This is a genomic window from Lentzea sp. CC55, from assembly GCF_021056325.1.
In the GTDB taxonomy this organism is placed as follows: domain Bacteria; phylum Actinomycetota; class Actinomycetes; order Mycobacteriales; family Pseudonocardiaceae; genus Lentzea; species Lentzea jiangxiensis.
This window is the reverse complement of record NZ_JAJCXE010000039.1, coordinates 92,648-110,421: the sequence shown is the minus strand read 5'-3', so window position 1 is coordinate 110,421 and position 17,774 is coordinate 92,648. Positions and strand designations below refer to the sequence as shown.

Sequence of the window (17,774 nt, the reverse complement as noted above, 5' to 3'; positions counted from 1 at the left end):
GCGCCGCAGGCGCAACGTGACCGAAGGCCTCAGCGCGGAGGACACGGCCGGTCAGCTCGCGGGCAAGCCGTCCGACCCGAAGGCCTGACCGTTCACCCGCCAGGGCGCACGAACCCCGTCTCATAGGCGTGGACGACGGCGTGGACGCGGTCACGCAGGTCCAGTTTGGACAGCACTCTGCTGACGTGCGTCTTCACCGTCGTCTCGCCGAGGAAGAGCCGGGCCGCGATCTCGGCGTTGCCCGCCCCCTTGGCCAGCAGGGCGAACACCTCGCGCTCCCGGCCGGTGAGGCGTTCCAGTCGCGGGTCGGGTGGTGGCGCCGCAGGGGTGGCGAGGTGCCGTTCGACCAGCCGGCGCACGACCGCCGGCGCCATCGCCGCGTCGCCGCGCAGGACGGCGCGGATGGCGACGAGCATCTCCTCGCTCGTGGCGTCCTTGAGCAGGAACCCGCTGGCACCGTGGCGCAGGGCTTGGTCGACGTACTCGTCGAGGTCGAACGTGGTGATCACCAGGACCCTGGTGCCCGGGCTCGCCTCGCAGACCCGCCGGGTCGCCTCCACGCCGTCGAGCACCGGCATCCGGACGTCCATCAGCACCAGGTCGGGGCGGTGCTCGGTGGCGAGCCGCACCGCCTGAGCGCCGTCCGCCGCCTCGCCGATGAGCTCGAGGTCCGGCTGGCTGCTCACGATCATGCGCAACGCGCTGCGCATGAGCTCCTGGTCGTCGCAGATCAGCACTCGTGCCCGGGTCATGCCCAGTCCGTCCCTTCCCCGCCGCCGACCGGCAGCACGGCCTCGACCGCGAACCCTCCGTCCGCGGTGCGCTCCGCGCTCACCGTTCCGCCGTACATGGCCACGCGTTCCCGCACCCCCGCCAGACCGTGCCCGCCGGAGGACAGGTCGGCCAGCGGTCCGCGCGCGACCGAGGCGGCGGTGTTGCGCACGCTCAGCCGCACCTCCCGGCGGCCGGCCGCCGTGCCCCAGTCCACCACCACCCGGGCCGAGGCGGGAGGGGCGGCGTGCTTGAGGACGTTGGTCAGCGCCTCCTGCACGATCCGCACGACCTGCACCACCAGCCCTGCCGGCAGGTCGTCCGCCCCGCCGCGCTCGTCGAGCTCCGCGGTCAGCCCGGCGGCCCGCACACCGTCCACGAGAGCGCGGAGGTCGGCGCCGGTGGGCTGCGGTGTGGTGCCGGTCGGTTCCCGGCGCAGCAGGTGCAGCATGCGCCGCAGCTCCCCCATCGCGTCTCGACCGCCCCGGCTGATGTCGCGCAACGCCTGCTCCACCTGGTCACCGCCACTCGTGAGCGACATGCGGGCGCCTTCCGCCTGCATCACCATCATGCTCACCGCGTGCGCGACCACGTCGTGCATCTCGCGGGCGATCCGCGTGCGCTCCTCGGCCACCGCCGCGCGCGCCAGTGCCTCCTTCTCCCGTTCGGCCCGCACCGCGCGGTCCTCCACGGCGAGCAGGTACGCACGGCGAGCGGAGACGAACTCCCCCAGCAGCCAGCACGCGAGCAGCAGCAACACCACGAAACCGACCGCGACCACGAACTCGCGCCACTGCCCCTCCCTGGCGTCGAGCGACCGCACCGCCCACCAGGACACGACGACCGCGCTGCCGGCGAGCGCGAGCCACACCTGGCGCCGACTGCCGTAGACGGCCACCGAGTACAGGACCGGGGCCAGGGTGAGGTTCATGACCGGTACGAACGTGCCCCACGGCGACGTCAGGAACTCGAGCACGATGGTCGCGAGAACGACCGCCACCGCCGTGCCGGGCCGCTGACGGCGGACCAGCAGCGGCCCGACCAGGCCGGCGACCACCGGCACCTGCAGCCACCACGGGGACCGGGTCACGACGCCGACCGGCAGCGACGGCCACAGGAAGTACGCGACCAGTGCCAGGTCGAACACCAGCGGCCGCGCCCGCAGCCACACCATCACCCGCCGCACGTCCACTCCAGGTCCGGCCCGCGCACGCGGGTCCCTCGCGCATCACACCCCGTCGGGTTCCCGCCCGCAGGGTAGAGAACTCCGCCGCGTGCCGGCGTCCTCCTCCAAGCCCGACGACGTCCTCCTCGAGGAGGACACGGCGTCGTCCGCGCGGCCCGCCGAACGGACCCGGCGCAGGACGCGGTGCCCGGGGCCTCGCACCGAGGATGGGAACCGACGCCGGGCTGAGGGGCAGCACGGCCGGAACAGTGGAGCAGAGCGATGATCTGGAGCAAGGCCCCGTCGAAGGTGGTCCTCGTGATCAGGCTGCTGATGGCACTGGTCTTCGCCTTCTACGGGTGCGTCAAGCTGGCCGGCGGCCAGTACTACTACGGCGACTGGGACGACCTCTCGAAGTCGGCCGTGGACGGCACCTCGCTGGTCTGGCTGTTCTACGGCTACTCGCCCTTCTACGGCCGGGTCACCGGCCTGTTCGAACTGGTCCCCGCGCTCATGCTGCTGTTCCGCCGCACCACGTTCATCGGTGCTTGCGCGCTGTTCGCGGTGGGGCTGAACATCACGCTGATGGACTTCGCGTTCGACTACCCGTTCGTCAAGTACATGGCGGCGCTCTACACCGTCCTCTGTGGATTTCTTGTGGTGCAGGACCGCGCCAGGCTGCGGGCCGTCTTCTCCGATCCGGCCGTCGACGCCGCACGGCGCTCCCCCGAGAACAGCCGGGGACGAGCGCGGTGGTGAAGGCGGTCGTGGTGGGTTCCGGTCCCAACGGGCTGGCTGGAGCGGTGCGCCTGGCGCAGCACGGCGTCGAGGTGACGGTCCTCGAAGCCTCCGACCGGCTCGGCGGTGGTGCCAGGACCACGGAGGAGCCGGTGACGGGAACGTTGCACGACAGGTGCTCGGCCGTGCACCCGACCGCCGTGCTCTCGCCGTTCCTGCGGACCCTCGGCCTCGAGCGGTACGGGTTGCGGTGGCGGCATCCCGAGGTGATGCTCGCCCACCCGCTGGACGACGGCACGGCCGCGGTGATGCGCGGGACCGCTGAGGAGACCGCGGCGGGACTTCCGGGAGAAGACGGTGCGCGGTGGCTGAAGGCCTTCGGTCCTCTCGCCGCCCACGTCGAGAGCACCGCGGACGATCTGCTGGGGCCGCTGCTCCGGTGGCCGTCCCACCCGGTGCACTTGGCCCGCTTCGGGTTGCGCGCGGCACCGCCTGCCGCGCTGATGCGCCGGTGGTGGCGTTCACCGGCGACGCAGAGCCTGTTCCTCGGCGTCGCCGCGCACGTGATGCACGACCTGCACGCGCCGATGACGTCCTCGGTCGCGGCAATGCTGATCGCGGCGGGGCACCGGTTCGGGTGGCCGGTCGCCGAGGGCGGCTCGCAGGCGATCACCGACGCGCTGACCGCGCTGCTGCTGGACCTCGGCGGCAAGACGGTGACGGGGACGGGGGTCGAGTCCTCTTCGGACCTCCCGGACGCCGATGTCGTCCTGCTCGACACCGCTCCTTCGGCAGCGGTGCGGATCCTCGGCGACCGGATTCCGCCGCGGGTGCGCCGGGCCTACGGCCGCTGGCGCCACGGGCCGGCGGCGTTCAAGGTCGACTTCGCCGTGCGCGGCGGGGTGCCGTGGAGCAACGCCGCCTGCGGCGCGGCGGGAACCGTGCACCTCGGTGGAGGTCCGGACGAGGTGCTCCGCACCGCTCGCGAGGTCCACCGGGGCACGATGCCGGCGGCGCCGTTCGTGTTGGTGGGACAGCAGTACCTGGCCGATCCCAGCCGCTCCGCGGGCGATGTCCACCCCGTCTGGGCCTATGCGCACGTCCCCCGCGGCCACGCCGGGGACGCCACCACGGCGATCATCGGCCAGATCGAGCGCTTCGCCCCGGGGTTCGGCGAGCGGATCGTGGCGCACTCGGTGAAGGACCCGGCCGAACTGGAGCGGGGCAACGCGAACTACGTCGGCGGCAACATCCTGACCGGGGCCGACGACCCGTTCCAGCTCGTGTTCCGGCCGCGCCTCACCCCGCACCCGTACGACACCGGCGTGCCGGGCGTGTACCTCTGCTCCGCCGCTACGCCGCCGGGAGCGGGAGTGCACGGGATGGGCGGCTACCACGCGGCCGGCCGGGCACTCGCCACCCTCGGGACGAGAGCAGGGCGGACAGCGACATCGTGGCCACGGCGACGAGCAGGAGCATGAGCGCGGGGCTCAACGCGGCCAGCGGTGCCCGTTCGACGTAGGGCAGCGACTCGGCCAGCATCAGACCCCACTCCGGCGCGGGAGGCTGAGTGCCCAGGCCGAGGAAACCCAGTGACGCCAGCGCCAGGGCGATCCCGGGCAGGCGGAGGACGGCGTTGCGGGCGACCGGGCCGGCGACTGCGGGCAGCACGTGGCGGAGCTCGATCCACGTCGGTGTGGCACCGAGCGCGCGGTGGGCCGTGATGTGCGTCGAGGCACGTGTTTGCTCCACGAGCGCGCCGGCGTGCGCGGCCAGGGCGGGCCACGAGACCAGTGCGACGGCCAGCGAGGCACCGAACGTGCCGGGACCCAGCACCGCCGCCACGAGGATGCCCGCGATCACCGGCGGCATCGCGTTCGCCGCCTCCGCCGCGCCGCGCGCGACACCGGGGAGGAAACCGATGGCGAGAGCGGCGATGCAGGAGCACGCGCACACCGCCACCGCCACGCCGATTGTCGCCGGCGCACCGTGCGCGATGCGGGCCAGGACGTCCCGGCCGAGTCCGTCCGTGCCCAGCGGGTGGGCCCGGCTCGGGGACGCGAGCCGGGCCGCCGTGTCGATCCGCAATGGGTCGCGCAGCAGGCCCCAGCCGACCACCACCGCCGTCAGCGCCGCGCTCGTCACCGGAACCGCCGCGTGCCACCGGTTCGGTCTCCAGTGGACGATCGCGGGCAGCGACAGCGAGGCGTCGCGCAGCGCCGGGCCCAGCATGCGCCGGCGGACCAGCCCGACGACGGCACCGGCCGCGAGGCCCAGCACCACGAGCGCGAGCACGCACGCCTGCAGCATCGGCACGTCCTGCGCCCGTGCCGCTCCCAGCGCCGTCCTGCCGATGCCGGGCACGGCGAAGACCGCCTCCACCGCCACGGCGCCACCGGTCAGCCCGACGACCACCAGGCCGGCCTGGGGCAGCAGCGGTGGCAACGCCCGCCACAGGGCGCCTCGGACGAGGACGGATCGGCCACAACCCCAGGAGCGCCACACGCCGACCCAGGGTTCGCGGAAGACAGCGGGAAGCGCGTCGGCGAACAGCGTGCCCAGCACCGCTCCCGCCGGGATGCCCAGCGCGAGCGCGGGCAGCACGAGGTGTTGCGGGCCTTGCCAGCCGTACGGCGGGAACCAGCCGAGCCACACCGACAGGACCACCAGCAGCACGGCCGCGAGGAGGAACTCGGGCAACGCGGCGAGCGCCGCTCCCGCACCGCCGGTCGCCCCGGTGGCGTCGCCGCGAGCACCGCGCAGCAAACCCGGCACGCACAACGCCGTGGCCACCAGCAGTGCCACGACGATCGCCGCGCCCATCAGCGTCAGGGAGACGCCGAGCCCGGACAGCACGGCCGGCAGCACCTCGGTACCGCTGGTCCACGAGCGGCCGAGGTCTCCGCGCAGCAGTCCGGCCGCCCAGCGGCCGAGCACCTCGACGGGGCCGGCGTCGAGACCGAGCTGCCGGCGCACCGCCTCCAGGGCCTCCGGTGTCGGCTCCTGTTCGGCCGAGCGCGCCCGCAGCACCGACAGCGCCGGATCGCGCCCGGACAGCCACGGCAGGAGCCCGACCACCGCGGTGATCAGGGCGAGCGCGCCGATCCGGGAGACCACGGCCCCCGCACGCCCGCGCGGCGACTCCGCCATCACTTCACGTGCGTGGCCGACGTGACGAGCGCCCGTTCGCGCGGGTCCTTGACGGAGCCCTCGACGGAGGTGGCGTCGCCCTGGATCACGCGCTCGTGCAGCATCGGGATGGCCGCGTCGGTGCGCAGGACGGCCGCCTCCGCCGCCATGATCGCCGCGCGACGCCGGTCACCGGCCTCCGCCGCCTCGGCCTCGCGCACGGCCCGGTCGACGTTCTCGTCGCACAGCTGGGCGATGTTGAAGGAGCCGGCGCAGGTGAAGTCCGACTTCAGGTAGGCGACGGGGTCGCCCGAGTCGAGCACGGTCGCGCGGGACAGGACGAACGCGTCGAACCTGCCGGCGAGCATGTCCTGCTCGATGTGGGCGTACTCGCGCACGACCTGGTTGACCTCGAAGCCCGCATCCTTGAGCTGCTGCTGGAGGATCGAGGCGACTTCGGGGAGCTCGGCGCGGTCGGTGAACGTCGCCAGCGTGATCTTCGCCCCGTTCGCCCGGCCTGCGGGCACGCGCCCGGTGAGTTCCTCGCGGGCCTGCACGGTCCACGGCAGCGCGGGTCCGAGCAGTCCCTTGGCGGCGTCGGCGCGGTTCTCGTAGACGCCGCTGATCAGCTGGTCGCGGTTGATCGTCTCGCGCACCGCGGCCCGCACCGCCGGATCGGCGAAGGGCCCCGTCTTCGTGTTGAGGTACAACGTGTTGGTGCGCGGCATCGGCACCTCGCTGATGGTCGGCGGGTCGAGCAGCGCCGCCTGCGAGACCGGCACCGCCTCGGCGATGTGCGCCTCCCCGCTGCGGATCGCCGCGGCCCGCGCGGTGCCGTCCGGGACGAAGGACACGTCGATGCCCGCCGCCTTCGCCTTCTCACCCCAGTACCCGTCGAAGCGGTCGAGGGTCGCGCTCGTGGTCCCGCCGATGTTCACCAGCCGGAACGGCCCGCTGCCGGTGCCGACCGGGTTGACCTTGCCGTCCGCCGCGTACGCGCTTTCGGCCAGGATGGACAGCTGCGGCGACGACAAGCGTTGCGGCAGCAGCGGATCCGGCGTGCCGGTCGTGACGACGAGCTTGTCCCCCTCCACCGCCGCGGTCAGCGCGACGCCGTCGAGGATGCGCGGCTTCGGCACGGCCTTCGTCGCCCTGGTGAGGGTGTTCGCGGCGGCCGCGGCGGTCAGGGTGCTGCCGTCGTGGAAGCCCACGCCCGGCCGGACGGTGAACTCCCACGCCGTGTCCGAGGTGCGCCGCCACCCGGTGGCCAGTCCGGGACGGGCGTCACCGTTGGCGTCCAGCGTCACCAGCGTCTCCGCGGCGGACCAGCGCGACAGCTTGAAGGCGTCGTCGCTGAACGGCGACAGCCCCGACCGCGGCGGTTGCATCATGGCCAGCTTGATCCTGGTCTGCCCGGACGGGCCCGGTCCTCCCGCGCTGGAGGCGAAACATCCGGCGAGGAGGACCGAGACGGCGGCCAGTCCGGCGGCGGCCAAGGGCGCGCGGTGGTGCATGAGGCTTCCTGACGTCGGGAGGAGGGCGACCCGGAGAAGCTAGCTCATGACAATCATTTGCATCTAGCTCGCGAGGCGCACGTCACGATCCACCCGACCGGATGGACGGCGGAACGCCGCACGCGTCCAATCGAACACATGTACGACTGCGGTGATAGGTTCTCGCGTCATGGACCGGCAGCTTCCCGAACCGTCCCGAATGGACGGCGAACTCACGCACAGGTACGACTCGGCCGGACGTCCGGTGGCCCTCCTGCCGGCGAGGTGCAAGCTCGGCCGGCACACGCTCGGCCACTCGCGGTTCCGGGCGGTCGTGCGGGACGGTGAGGTGCGCATCAGCTGCCTGGCCTGCGCCACCGACAACGCCTCCTGGCGGCTGGCCGTCACGACGACGGCCCCCGACAGCGCCGAACTGTCCGACGAGCGCTACTTCGAGCTCCGCGCACAACGAGCCCTGACAGCGGTCGGCGGCGACGGTGCTTGACAGTCCATTCACGACCTGGGAAGGCAACGACGTCCACGGCCGCAGGCCCGTCGTCACCGGTGTGGGCGTTCGCCTCGACAGGCTGTTCGCCCGGCCACCCGGTGCCACGCGGCGCGTCATCGCGAGCGGACTCGACCTGACCGGCGAGGCGCACGGCCGGCTGCACGGGCGCTTCCCCGGTGTCGAGGGCGACTGGCTCGGCGTGGTCGACTACGAGATCGGGTACGCCGACGGCCGCCGGGGCAAGCTGTACCTGGTCGACCAGCTCGTCCCGTTCCACGTGCTGCGCAAGCGCTGACCGGGCTCGGCGATCACAGGCTGAGGCCGACCGCCGCAGCGAGTGCTCTCATCGCGGTCCACAGCGCACCACCCGCCGCGACGGCGCCGCCCGCGTTGCCGAGCACCTCCTTCACCGCGAGGACCTTGTCGGCGACGCCGCGGCGTTCGCCACCCTCCACGACGCCGCGGTCGACCTCGTCCAGCGCGTCGTGAGCCGCGTTCCTGGCGCGGTCGGTGAGCGGGGCCGAGTCGAGCTCGGCGCGGAGCGCGCGCACGAGCTGGGACACCTGCCGCGCGTCCAGTCCGCTGGAGAAGTGTTGCCGGCCGTAGTTGTTGTTGATGTCGCCCTGGGCGGCGTTGTTCATCGTGCCTGCTGTGACGTTGCCGTGGAAGTGCACTCCACCGTTCATCGGACTCACCGCTTTCTTCGCTCGCGCGCGGACTTGGACACCACCAGGCCGACGGCGCTCACGACCGCCCCGAGGACGAACAAGCCGAAGCCGACCACGCCGAGCGGAACGCCGCCGAGAACCGGCGGGCCGAGGAGTTCGGGTGGCGTGAACTCCGCCGCCGGGGTGGACACGCTGGTGGAGATGGACGTGATGAAGCGGAAGATCACGAAGGCCCAGAGGCAGAAGCCGGCCAGGGCGGCCAGCTGCCCGAGGACCATCAGGACCCTGCCCGCCCCCCGCCCGGTGGCGAGCTCGGTGATCGCCAGGCCTTCGGGGGTCGTGAACTCGTACCGGTGGTGCTGGCGCTGGTCGTAGGAGTTGTTGACGTCGCGGCCCGCGTGGTTGAACGTCCCGGCGGACACGGTGCCGTAGGAGACGCCCGGACGCTGCTGGACCCGCGTCGGGGGACGGCGCGCCCCTCCCGCCGGGTCGCGGAAGACCGCCGCGACCGGGCCGAACTCCAGGCGGTCGCCGTGGTGCAGCTCCTGGTCCCTGCCGGCGACCAGCCTGGTGCCGTTGAGCCACGTGCCGTTCGTGGAGTTCGCGTCGTTGACCCAGGTCGTGCGGCCGTCCCGCCGGAGCCAGGCGTGCTGAGCGCTGACCTCGGGCGAGGGGAGCCGGAGATCCGCCTCCTCGCCGCGTCCGACGAGCGCCAGGCCGCGAGGCAGGTCCAGCCGGCTGCCGCCGACGACCTGGATGAACGGAGAGCCTCTTTCCACCATGTGGTCACCTCCCGCAGAGGCATGCTCTTGGAGGAGCGGCGCAGGGTGCGCTGGATACCACGACGGCCGGGATTGTTGCGGAACCGCTGCCGCGCCGGCGCGAGATCCCCGCGCGTTTCCGGGCATCGGCCCGCCATTCCACCTGGGAGCGTTCCCAATGCCAAGTCGCTCATCGGCGCGGCCGGTCGCACGCCGACCGGCGCATGCGGGCCTCGCGAACGCGAAGCACACTTCGCTTTTGCGGCAACAACTGCACCCAAACGGAACCGGCCGGGTTGTTCATGGACGTGACCCGGGACGACTCGGAGTTGTGAAGCGCTTGACACCTCGTCGTCACAACCTCAGACTCCCCAATTCCTGGGAACGCTCCCAGGTCCGCCGCCGCTTGAGGAGTTTCGACGTGCGTCACCGCCGCTGGATCAGCGCGGTGGTCTGTGTCGTCGCTTCCGCCACCGTCGCTTCGTGCGGCGCGGGGGAGCCGCGAACCGGACCGCCGACGGCAGAACCGAGCTGACCGTCGCCACGTTCAACGAGTTCGGTTACGAGGAGTTGTTCAAGGAGTACGAAGCAGCCCACCCGGATGTCAAGATCACCCAGCGCAAGACGGGCCAGGGTGCCCCGCACCACCAGAACCTCTTCACCAAGCTGGGCGCGGGGTCGGGACTCGCGGACGTCGAGGCGGTCGAGGAGGGGTACCTGAGCCAGGTCATGGCCAAGGCCGACCAGTTCAACGACCTGCTGGAGATCGGGCCGCGGGAGACGACACCGGACCGCTGGCTGAAGTGGAAGGCCGATGCGGCCACCACCAGGAACGGCAGGCTGATCGGGTACGGCACGGACATCGGCCCGCTGGCGATGTGCTACCGCAAGGACCTCTTCGCACAGGCCGGCCTGCCGTCCGACCCCGAGGGCGTGAAGGCCCTGTTCGCCACGTGGGGCAGCTACTTCGCGGCGGGTGACCGCTTCGTCTCGAAGGTCCCCGGCATCGCCTGGTTCGACAGCGCGGCGCAGATCTTCAACGCCATGCACAACCAGCACGACGTCGGCTACTTCGACAAGGGCGACAACCTCGTCGTCGAGTCCAACCCGGACATCCGCAACGACTGGAACGCCGTCACGAGCGCTGTGGCGAAAGGACAGTCGGCGAAGCTGGTCGCCTTCAGCAGCGAGTGGAACACGGGCTTCAAGCTCGGCCGGTTCGCCACGAAGACGTGTCCGTCGTGGATGCTCGGGGTCATCGAAACCCAGGCGGGGCCGGAGAACGCCGGGAAGTGGGCCGTCACCGACGTGTTCCCCAACGGCGGCGGCAACTGGGGCGGCTCGTACCTGACCGTGCCGAAGCAGAGCAAGAACGCCGGGAGGGCCGCCGAGCTCGCCGCGTGGCTGACCGCGCCGGAGCAGCAGGTCAAGGCCTTCCAGGCGAGGGGCACGTTCCCCAGCCAGGTCGACGCGCTCGAGAACAGGACGTTGCTGGAGCACGTGAACACCTACTTCGGCAACGTGAAGGCGGGCGCGCTGTTCGCCGCGCAGGTGCAGAAGGTCAAGGCGGCGCAGCACAAGGGTCCCGCCGACGGTCAGATCCAGGAGAACGTGTTCGCCCCGGCGCTGCAGTCCGTCGAGCAGGGCAAGCGCCCCGACGACGCGTGGAACGCGGCCGTGCAGGAGGCCAAGAAGATCGCAGGGTGACGCTTCGAATCGACCGTCGATGGCGTAAGCCGTGTTGACCGCCGCGGGCACCGCCCGGATTCTCGGAGCGCTCCCAGAGTCCGGGGCAGGGTGTGGAGGAGAGCGGATGAAGCGGCAGTACGGGGTTTTCGGCGCGCTGGTCGCGGCTGCGGTGGCACGAGCGGGGTTCAGCGCGCTCGACCACCACGCCGGCGATCCAGGACTGGGGCCACCTGCACCGGCAGAACATCACACCGCTGATGATCGGCGAGTTCGGCACGACGACCACCGGTGACGGCACGGGCTGTGACGCCTGCCTGCCGGTGCCGCGGCTGGAACGGCACCTACAGCCAGTCAGGCGCTGCGGTCACCGTGACCGCGCCGTCGCACAGCCCGTCACTGGATGCGGGAGCGTCCGTGTCGCTCGACTTCACCGCGAACGGTCCGGCGGGCGCACCCTCGGCCGTCACGCTCGACCAGGCGGTCTGCACCGCGTGACGGCACGGCCGGCCCGGTCACTGACCGGGCCGCTCAGCCGCCTCCGGCTGCTTGCCCGCCATCTTCACGGCCTCGTCCACCGACTCCGCCATCGGCAGCACCTGGCTCAGGGCGCTGGCCATCAGGGGGCGGGCCGCCGCGGCCTGCGTCGCCACGATCGCGAACCCGACACCGTCGCTCTGGGCCTGCGCGTGCAGCTTCAGCAGCACGGACAGCGCCGAGGAGCCCATGAAGTCCACGGCGAGCTCCACCACGAGGCCCTCCGGCCCCTTGGCGAGGTGGTCGAACAGGGCCGTCCCGACCTGGTCGACACTGATCATGTCGAGCTCGCCCTTGACCACGGCGACGAGCACGCCGTCGTGGTCGCTGGTCTGAACGCTGGCCGTCGACGCCGTCTCGCTCGATGTCACTGAACACCTCACCTGGAGTTTCGCAGCAGTACTTCTCGGCGATTTTACGAAACGCGGAGGCGGAACGCCGTTTCAGCACGAAAGACGGTTCCCGCGTCGTTCACCACACGCCGAGGAGGTTTGACCGCACGCCGAACGGTCAACCCGCCACGGTTGCGGCGTCGGGGTGGCCCCCGGCGGGCGGAGGCGGTGGCGCTCGCGAGCAGTTGACCCTCACACCGTGGGAGGGTCCAGGCTGCCGATGGCCATCCGGAGTCCGCGAGGTGCAGGAGTTCCATGATCATCGAGAACGTCTCGTTCCCCGCCGGCGTGCACTGCGAGACCACCACCCTCGGCGCTCTGCTGCGCCACGACGGCGTCGAGCTGTCCGAGCCGGTGCTGTTCGGGCTCGGCGAAGGGCTCGGCTTCGTCTACTGGGACGCCAGGAACAGGGACTTCCCGTTCCTCGGCGGACGCGTCAAACCGGCCGAGCTGACCCGGACCGCGACCGCGCACCTGGGGGTGGCGCTGCACGTCCGGGAGACGGCGTCGCCGCGGAAGGCGTGGGAGAACGTCACCAGCGCGCTCGGCGCGGGCCGCCCGGTCGGCCTCCAGCTCGACTGCTACCACCTCGACCACTTCACGACGAAGGTCCACTTCGGCGGTCACTTCGTGGCGATGTACGGCTACGACGACACGCACGCCCACCTGATCGACACCGCCCAGCAGGGCGGCGCCGTGAAGACCACGCTGACGAGCCTGCACCGGGCCCGCGCCGAGCGGGGGCCGATGACCGCCCGCAACCTGTCCTTCACGGTCGAGCCCGCCGCCGAACGGCCCGACCTGGGCGAAGCCGTCCGGCGGGCGATCTCCCGCAACGCCCGCACGTTCCTCACCCCGCCCATCGCCAACCTCGGTCACCGCGGCATCGCCAAGGCGGCCGAGCAGGTGACGCGGTGGCTCGACCGGGCCGCCGACCCGTCGCGCGACCTCCCGCTGGCCGCCGACTTGATGGAGCGAGGCGGCACGGGTGGTTCGTTGTTCCGCAACCTCTACCGCGACTTCCTCGCCGAGGCCGCCACGATCACCGAAGACGACGACGTCCGCCTCGGGCACCGGCTCTACGCCGAGATCGCTCCCCTGTGGACGGAGGTCTCCCGCCACATCGCGGCCGCGGGCGACACCGGCGACCACGAGCACCTGGCCCGTGCCTCCGCGGTTCTGCGCGACCTGGCCGACCGGGAACGCGACGCCATGCAAGTCTTGGCTCGCGTCACCACTTCGGTCCACAGTGGATCCTCCGACGGGTGAGGGAGTGCCCGGAAAGCACGCTGTGTGAACAATTCTCGATGATCGGTTCATTCGAAGCGGGCGCCTGAGTGGTGATGCGCCGGGTAACCGCCCGGAGCTGAACCGACTGAGGGAGTCCGTCCTTGGATCGCACGAAGATCGCACCCCGCCTCGCCGAGCTGGCCGGACTGTGCGTGCTCGCCGGTGTGCTGCTCGCGGGGATGCTCTTTCCGGTCACGGCGACGATGGGAGCGCTGTCCAACGAGCTCAGCGATCAGGTGGACGCCACGCTGGCGCAGATGCTGAGCACCGACCCGCCGCTGATGACGACCGTGACCGACAGGAACGGCACACCGATCGCCCACCTCTACGACCAGTACCGGGTGCGAACACCACCGGAGAAGATCTCACCGCACATGAAGGACGCGTTGCTCGCGATCGAGGACCACCGCTTCTTCGACCACCACGGCGTCGACTGGATCGCGTCCGCGCGTGCGGCGGCGCACAACAACGCCAGCGGATCGGTGCAACAGGGCGCGTCGACCCTGACGCAGCAGTACGTGAAGAACTACCTCGTGCACGTGCTGGCCCGCACGGACAAAAGCGCCCAGCACGCTGCCCAGGAGCAGAGCATGACCCGCAAGCTGCGCGAGGCCCGCATCGCCGTGGGCCTGGAGACGGCGCTGTCCAAGGACGAGATCCTGGCCCGCTACCTCGACCTCGTGCCGTTCGGGTCGACGATCTTCGGCGTCACCGCCGCCGCCCAGGCCTACTTCGGCACGACGCCGGACAGGCTGACCGTTCCGCAGGCCGCGATGCTCGCGGGCATGGTGAACAGCCCGACGGCCCTCGACCCGGAGAAACGGCCGGACAAGACGTTCGAGCGCCGCAACCTCGTGATCGACGCCATGGCGGCGCAGGGAAAGCTCTCCGAGGCCGACGCGGCTCGCCACCGGTTCGCACCGCTCGGCCTGGCCAAGCCCGTCCGTCCACTGCAGACGGGCTGTGTCGGCGCCGGGCCGTCGCACGGGTTCTTCTGCTCGTTCCTCGTCGGGTACCTGACCGAGGCCGGTTTCGGCCTGGAGGAGCTCAAGACCGGCGGCTACCGGATCGAGACCACGCTGGACCCGCAGATCACCGCGCACGCCAAGCAGGCCGTCGAGGCGCAGGTCCCCAAGAACACCCCCGGCGTCGCGAACACCATGGCCGTGGTCCGGCCCGGCAAGGACAGGCACGAGGTCGTCGCGCTGGTGGCCAACCGCGACTACGGGCTCAAGAAGGAGGAGTTCCAGACGCAGTTCGACCTGCCGAGCGGCGTGGAGAACAAGTTCGGCACCGGCTCGGTCTACAAGATCTTCACCGCCGCGGCCGCGCTGCAGAAGGGGATCGGCATCGACACGGTGATCCCCTCCCCCCGCACCCACACGTCGAGGGTGTTCAAGGGCGGCGCCACGTCCTGCCCGGCCACGGGTGAGCCGAACACCTACTGGTACTGCCTGTCCAACCACAACGACCGCTACCCGCCGCAGATGCCGCTGCGCCAAGCGCTTGCGACCTCGCCCAACACCGCGTTCGTGATCCTCGAGGAGAAGACCGGCCTCGACGCGGTGGTGGACATGGCGTCCAAGCTCGGCATGCGCAAGACCATGGCCACCAACATCGCCGGCGTGCGGCCCAGCCTGCACGGCAACAAGGACCTGCGGATCTCCCAGGCGCAGTACTACTCGTCCAACGCCTCCTTCACCCTGGGACCCGCGCCGTCGAGCACGCTGGAGCTGGCGAACGTGGCCGCGACGATCATGAGCGGCGGCACCTGGTGCGAGCCGACGCCGGTGCGCCGGGTCCTCGACCGCCGCGGCAGGCCGGTCCAGCTGGCTCACCGCCCGTGTGACCAGGCGGTGCCCGAACCGGTCGCCCGTGCGCTCGCCGCCGGTCTGAGCGAGGACAGCAAGGGCGCGGGCAGCTCCTCCGCCGCCGCGCGCAAGGCCGGGTGGACGCGTCCGATGATGGGCAAGACCGGCACGACGGAGGAGTACAAGTCCGCGGCCTACGTCGGCGCCACGCCCGACTACGCGGGCGCCGTCCAGGTGTTCAACGACAGCACCTCACCCCAGGGCATCTGCATCGGCGACGGTGCGCCCCGCCTGTGCCCCGAAGGCAACATCTACGGGGGCACGCTCCCGGCCGCGACCTGGTTCGACACCATGACGAAGGTCCACGCCGACCTGCCGGAGAGGCCGTTGCCCGAGGTCGAGGAGCGGTACCGGCGCGGCGACGGACGGACTCGGGTTCCCGACGTGAGCAGCACTCCGCTGGCCGCCGGGCGGCCTCAGGCTCCCTCGGCGGTGGTCCCGCCGCCCCCGATCGCCGCGCCGCCCGCCCGCTGACACCGGCCCCGCGGGTCAGCGGGGCGTCAGCGCGATCACCGCGCCGGGACGGACCCAGCGCATGATCGACACCAGCGCGCTCGCCGCGACCGCCACACAGCCGGCGGTCGCGGCGCCGTTGGTGACGTGCACGAAGAACGCGCTCCCCCCGCCGGGCACGCGTTGCTCGTTCACCCCCATCACCAGGGCGTAGTCGTACACGGCGCCCTGGTCGGCGAGGTTCTCCGACCGGCTCTCGTCGAACGGGCACGTTCCGCGGGCACACCGCTGATGCGTGTTGTAGAGCGGACTGCCGACGTCGCTGACCCACCAGTCCGAGCCGTCGACCCGGAAGTACGACACGCCCGAACCGGGATCGGCCTGCCTGCCGAACGCACCGGTGATCCCGAAGACCCCGGCCGGCGTCGCGGACGACGACTCCCCGTAGGAGCTCGAGATGCCCGGCGGGCCGACCTTCGCGGAGATCCCGCCCGTCACCCGCGCCCAGTCGCTCCCGGACTTCTGCCACGTCGTCACCGTGGCGTCGGAGCCGCCGGCACCGACCACCGAGATCACCTGGGTCGCGCCGCCCACGCGGCCGGCGAACCACGGTGTTCCCAGCCTCGGCCGAGAGGTCGTGTCCGAGGCGGCCGGTCGCGGCAGGAGCGACCTGTCCGCGGCGGCCGAGAGCGCCGTGCCGCCGGAACCGGTGCCCGGAGACCCGTTCGCGGACACGACGAGCAACGAGGTGAGAGCCATCGCCGCCACGACGGGGCACAGGACTCGGACCGGGAGAGGAGACTTCACCGCGCCATCCTGGCAGGATTCCGCGGCACCCGAGGCGAAATCCGCCCTCGGTCGCCCGCGGACATCACACCCTCGACTGCTCCCGCACCGGCCTGACCGCGCTCGGCACCTGCCCGCCCTCGGGGTAGGAGCAGGTGAAGGTGCCGTGGTAGCCGAAGAGCGGCCCGAACCGGTGGTTGGTGACCTCGACGTCGATGCGGAACCGGCCCGCCTCCTCGTCGTAGGACTCGCGGACCTCGGCGGTGCCGGTGACCAGGCGCGGGACGCGGAAGTGCAGCGGGCCCTCGTGGAAGCGCTGTTCACCGCTGCGGATCAGCAGCCCGCCGCGGTCGTCGACGGACAGGTGCAGGTCGACGGCGACGTGCTGGTGGGTGCCCAGGTAGTCGACGACGCAGCCGCGTTCGGGGCTGTAGATCATCGTGGCGTCCCAGCGCCGGGGCCGTTCGAAGGCGAAGGTGCGGACGAAGCTCACCGTCTCCCGGCCCAGCGAGTCGCGGTAGGCGTAGTTCTCGATGGTGAACGGGATGTCGCTGCCGTGGCCCGGGAGGAGGATGTGGCGCTTGGCCCCGAGCCACAGGAACGGGCGGGTGAACCCGCGACCGTGCCACACCCGTTCCATCGTGCCGGTGCCGACGCAGCCGATGCCGTCGAAGCCGAACCGGCGTCGCAACTGCGGGTGCAGGCGGCCGAAGTCGTCGCCGAGGGCGCGCTGGAAGATCGACGTCATGGTTGCTCCAAAGTGGACAGGGTCGACGGCGCCGTCGACGAACGGAGGTCCGGCGGAGTGCGCCGGCACCTCCTGGCAGCGGGCGTGGACGGCAGCGGCGGAGCCAGCAGAACCCCCGCCGTGAGCGCGGCGGCGAGGGCGGCCGGACCGGTCCGCCAGGCGACGGCGCAGACGACGACCCTGGTTCCCGCGTCCAGCAGCGCCCGCCGCAGCGAGACCTCGGGCGGTACGCCGCGCTCGAGCCACAGCCGGAGCCGGTCGAACGACCAGGCCGTCCCCCACCCCATCAGCAGGCGGAACGGGCGGTCCGCCAGCGCGCCCAGCCGTCCCCAGCCGGGCCGGTAGTCGTAGCCGGTGAGGAACCGGACGCCCGCGGCGGTCGGCACGTACCGCCAGTAGCCCGCTCCGGAGCGGATCAGCGACAGCGGGTGCTCCGAGCGGAAGCGCAGCGCGGACGTCCGCGAGCCGTCGGGCCTGGTGCGCTCGCCGACGCTGACGCCGGTCCCGTCCACCTCCAGGCCGGGCAGGACCCGGACCGCGTACCGGAAGTGCTGCTCGGCGTCCGGGTGCGCCTTCGGCAGGTGGTCGATCGTGGTGAACCGGAGGTCCCACCGCTGGTGCGGGCGCGGGTGCCGGGTGAACCGCCACACCTCGTCCAGGTCGGCCCGGATCACCGTCTCCACGTAGAGCGTTCGTCGCCTCGCCACGGCACCCCCTCGGATTTGAGCAGTTGCTCAAACATGAGGGTAGCCGTATTTGAGCAGTTGCTCAAATAGTG

17 protein-coding genes and 1 pseudogene are annotated in these 17,774 nt (G+C 71.8%); 8 read left to right on the top strand and 10 right to left on the bottom strand.

Annotated features, from left to right (window positions below; all coding sequences use genetic code 11):
* Nucleotides 1-92: 92 nt before the first annotated feature.
* Together L6E10_RS27200 and L6E10_RS40445 are read right to left on the bottom strand one after the other, a co-directional pair.
* The gene (locus tag L6E10_RS27200) at nt 93-752 is read right to left on the bottom strand and encodes a response regulator transcription factor (protein ID WP_236222707.1); all 660 of its coding nucleotides are present in this window, start codon (nt 750-752) and stop codon (nt 93-95) included.
* Nucleotides 749-1,957 (bottom strand): sensor histidine kinase, encoded by a 1,209-nt coding sequence (locus L6E10_RS40445; RefSeq protein ID WP_236222705.1) that lies wholly within the window; start codon nt 1,955-1,957, stop codon nt 749-751. Before L6E10_RS40445 ends, L6E10_RS27200 begins: the two co-directional genes overlap by 4 nt.
* A 261-nt stretch (nt 1,958-2,218) precedes the next feature.
* On the opposite strand from L6E10_RS40445, the gene L6E10_RS27190 reads away from it, so the two are divergent.
* Together L6E10_RS27190 and L6E10_RS27185 are read left to right on the top strand one after the other, a co-directional pair.
* A complete protein-coding gene (locus tag L6E10_RS27190) occupies nt 2,219-2,695 on the top strand; it encodes a MauE/DoxX family redox-associated membrane protein (protein WP_236222703.1) in 477 nt (158 codons plus the stop codon).
* Nucleotides 2,692-4,155 carry an NAD(P)/FAD-dependent oxidoreductase gene (locus L6E10_RS27185; RefSeq protein WP_308102891.1) on the top strand — a complete coding sequence of 488 codons (1,464 nt, stop codon included), beginning with the start codon at nt 2,692-2,694 and terminating at the stop codon, nt 4,153-4,155. The genes L6E10_RS27190 and L6E10_RS27185 overlap by 4 nt, the downstream gene beginning before the upstream one ends.
* A 1-nt stretch (nt 4,156) precedes the next feature.
* Here the strand turns inward: L6E10_RS27185 and L6E10_RS27180 are convergent.
* Nucleotides 4,157-5,497, bottom strand: a pseudogene (locus L6E10_RS27180) (ABC transporter permease subunit); the annotation flags it as partial.
* Nucleotides 5,498-5,823: 326 nt separating this feature from the next.
* Nucleotides 5,824-7,317 carry an ABC transporter substrate-binding protein gene (locus tag L6E10_RS27175; protein WP_236222699.1) on the bottom strand — a complete coding sequence of 498 codons (1,494 nt, stop codon included), beginning with the start codon at nt 7,315-7,317 and terminating at the stop codon, nt 5,824-5,826.
* 169 nt (nt 7,318-7,486) lie between these two features.
* Here L6E10_RS27175 and L6E10_RS27170 point away from each other — a divergent pair, with 169 nt between their 5' ends.
* Complete coding sequence (locus L6E10_RS27170) at nt 7,487-7,801, top strand: hypothetical protein (RefSeq protein WP_236222697.1); 315 nt, start codon at nt 7,487-7,489, stop codon at nt 7,799-7,801.
* Complete coding sequence (locus L6E10_RS27165; RefSeq protein ID WP_236222696.1) at nt 7,794-8,099, top strand: hypothetical protein; 306 nt, start codon at nt 7,794-7,796, stop codon at nt 8,097-8,099. Before L6E10_RS27170 ends, L6E10_RS27165 begins: the two co-directional genes overlap by 8 nt.
* A gap of 13 nt (nt 8,100-8,112) precedes the next feature.
* Here L6E10_RS27165 and L6E10_RS27160 read toward each other — a convergent pair whose 3' ends face one another.
* Together L6E10_RS27160 and L6E10_RS27155 are read right to left on the bottom strand one after the other, a co-directional pair.
* A complete protein-coding gene (locus tag L6E10_RS27160) occupies nt 8,113-8,490 on the bottom strand; it encodes a hypothetical protein (RefSeq protein ID WP_236222694.1) in 378 nt (125 codons plus the stop codon).
* Between the two features lie 5 nt (nt 8,491-8,495).
* Nucleotides 8,496-9,254 carry an FHA domain-containing protein gene (locus L6E10_RS27155; protein WP_236222693.1) on the bottom strand — a complete coding sequence of 253 codons (759 nt, stop codon included), beginning with the start codon at nt 9,252-9,254 and terminating at the stop codon, nt 8,496-8,498.
* Between the two features lie 462 nt (nt 9,255-9,716).
* Here L6E10_RS27155 and L6E10_RS27150 point away from each other — a divergent pair, with 462 nt between their 5' ends.
* Together L6E10_RS27150 and L6E10_RS39930 are read left to right on the top strand one after the other, a co-directional pair.
* Complete coding sequence (locus L6E10_RS27150; protein ID WP_236222691.1) at nt 9,717-10,940, top strand: ABC transporter substrate-binding protein; 1,224 nt, start codon at nt 9,717-9,719, stop codon at nt 10,938-10,940.
* 270 nt (nt 10,941-11,210) lie between these two features.
* Nucleotides 11,211-11,417, top strand: coding sequence for a cellulose binding domain-containing protein (locus tag L6E10_RS39930; RefSeq protein WP_236222689.1), 207 nt, complete (start codon nt 11,211-11,213; stop codon nt 11,415-11,417).
* A 17-nt stretch (nt 11,418-11,434) separates the two neighbouring features.
* On the opposite strand, the gene L6E10_RS27140 is transcribed toward L6E10_RS39930, so the two are convergent.
* The gene (locus L6E10_RS27140) at nt 11,435-11,827 is read right to left on the bottom strand and encodes an STAS domain-containing protein (RefSeq protein WP_236222688.1); all 393 of its coding nucleotides are present in this window, start codon (nt 11,825-11,827) and stop codon (nt 11,435-11,437) included.
* Nucleotides 11,828-12,103: 276 nt separating this feature from the next.
* Here L6E10_RS27140 and L6E10_RS27135 point away from each other — a divergent pair, with 276 nt between their 5' ends.
* Both L6E10_RS27135 and L6E10_RS27130 read left to right on the top strand, forming a co-directional pair.
* Nucleotides 12,104-13,117, top strand: a complete 1,014-nt coding sequence (locus tag L6E10_RS27135) for a BtrH N-terminal domain-containing protein (RefSeq protein WP_236222687.1) — start codon at nt 12,104-12,106, stop codon at nt 13,115-13,117.
* Between the two features lie 122 nt (nt 13,118-13,239).
* Complete coding sequence (locus L6E10_RS27130) at nt 13,240-15,483, top strand: transglycosylase domain-containing protein (RefSeq protein WP_236222686.1); 2,244 nt, start codon at nt 13,240-13,242, stop codon at nt 15,481-15,483.
* Between the two features lie 15 nt (nt 15,484-15,498).
* Here L6E10_RS27130 and L6E10_RS27125 read toward each other — a convergent pair whose 3' ends face one another.
* From L6E10_RS27125 to L6E10_RS27115, 3 genes are all read right to left on the bottom strand, one after another.
* Nucleotides 15,499-16,269, bottom strand: a complete 771-nt coding sequence (locus L6E10_RS27125) for a L,D-transpeptidase (protein WP_236222684.1) — start codon at nt 16,267-16,269, stop codon at nt 15,499-15,501.
* Between the two features lie 64 nt (nt 16,270-16,333).
* Nucleotides 16,334-16,996, bottom strand: coding sequence for a DUF4166 domain-containing protein (locus L6E10_RS27120; protein WP_236222682.1), 663 nt, complete (start codon nt 16,994-16,996; stop codon nt 16,334-16,336).
* Entirely contained in the window at nt 16,993-17,703 is a 711-nt protein-coding gene (locus L6E10_RS27115) for a hypothetical protein (RefSeq protein WP_236222680.1), read from the bottom strand. Before L6E10_RS27115 ends, L6E10_RS27120 begins: the two co-directional genes overlap by 4 nt.
* Between the last annotated feature and the right edge of the window lie 71 nt (nt 17,704-17,774).

What these genes read in the sequence shown, in the direction of transcription:
- L6E10_RS27200 (WP_236222707.1), bottom strand. Translation starts at nt 752, where the DNA reads ATGACCCGGGCACGAGTGCTGATCTGCGACGACCAGGAGCTCATGCGC.
- L6E10_RS27190 (WP_236222703.1), top strand. Translation starts at nt 2,219, where the DNA reads ATGATCTGGAGCAAGGCCCCGTCGAAGGTGGTCCTCGTGATCAGGCTG.
- L6E10_RS27175 (WP_236222699.1), bottom strand. Translation starts at nt 7,317, where the DNA reads ATGCACCACCGCGCGCCCTTGGCCGCCGCCGGACTGGCCGCCGTCTCG.
- L6E10_RS27170 (WP_236222697.1), top strand. Translation starts at nt 7,487, where the DNA reads ATGGACCGGCAGCTTCCCGAACCGTCCCGAATGGACGGCGAACTCACG.
- L6E10_RS27160 (WP_236222694.1), bottom strand. Translation starts at nt 8,490, where the DNA reads ATGAACGGTGGAGTGCACTTCCACGGCAACGTCACAGCAGGCACGATG.
- L6E10_RS27155 (WP_236222693.1), bottom strand. Translation starts at nt 9,254, where the DNA reads ATGGTGGAAAGAGGCTCTCCGTTCATCCAGGTCGTCGGCGGCAGCCGG.
- L6E10_RS27135 (WP_236222687.1), top strand. Translation starts at nt 12,104, where the DNA reads ATGATCATCGAGAACGTCTCGTTCCCCGCCGGCGTGCACTGCGAGACC.
- L6E10_RS27120 (WP_236222682.1), bottom strand. Translation starts at nt 16,996, where the DNA reads ATGACGTCGATCTTCCAGCGCGCCCTCGGCGACGACTTCGGCCGCCTG.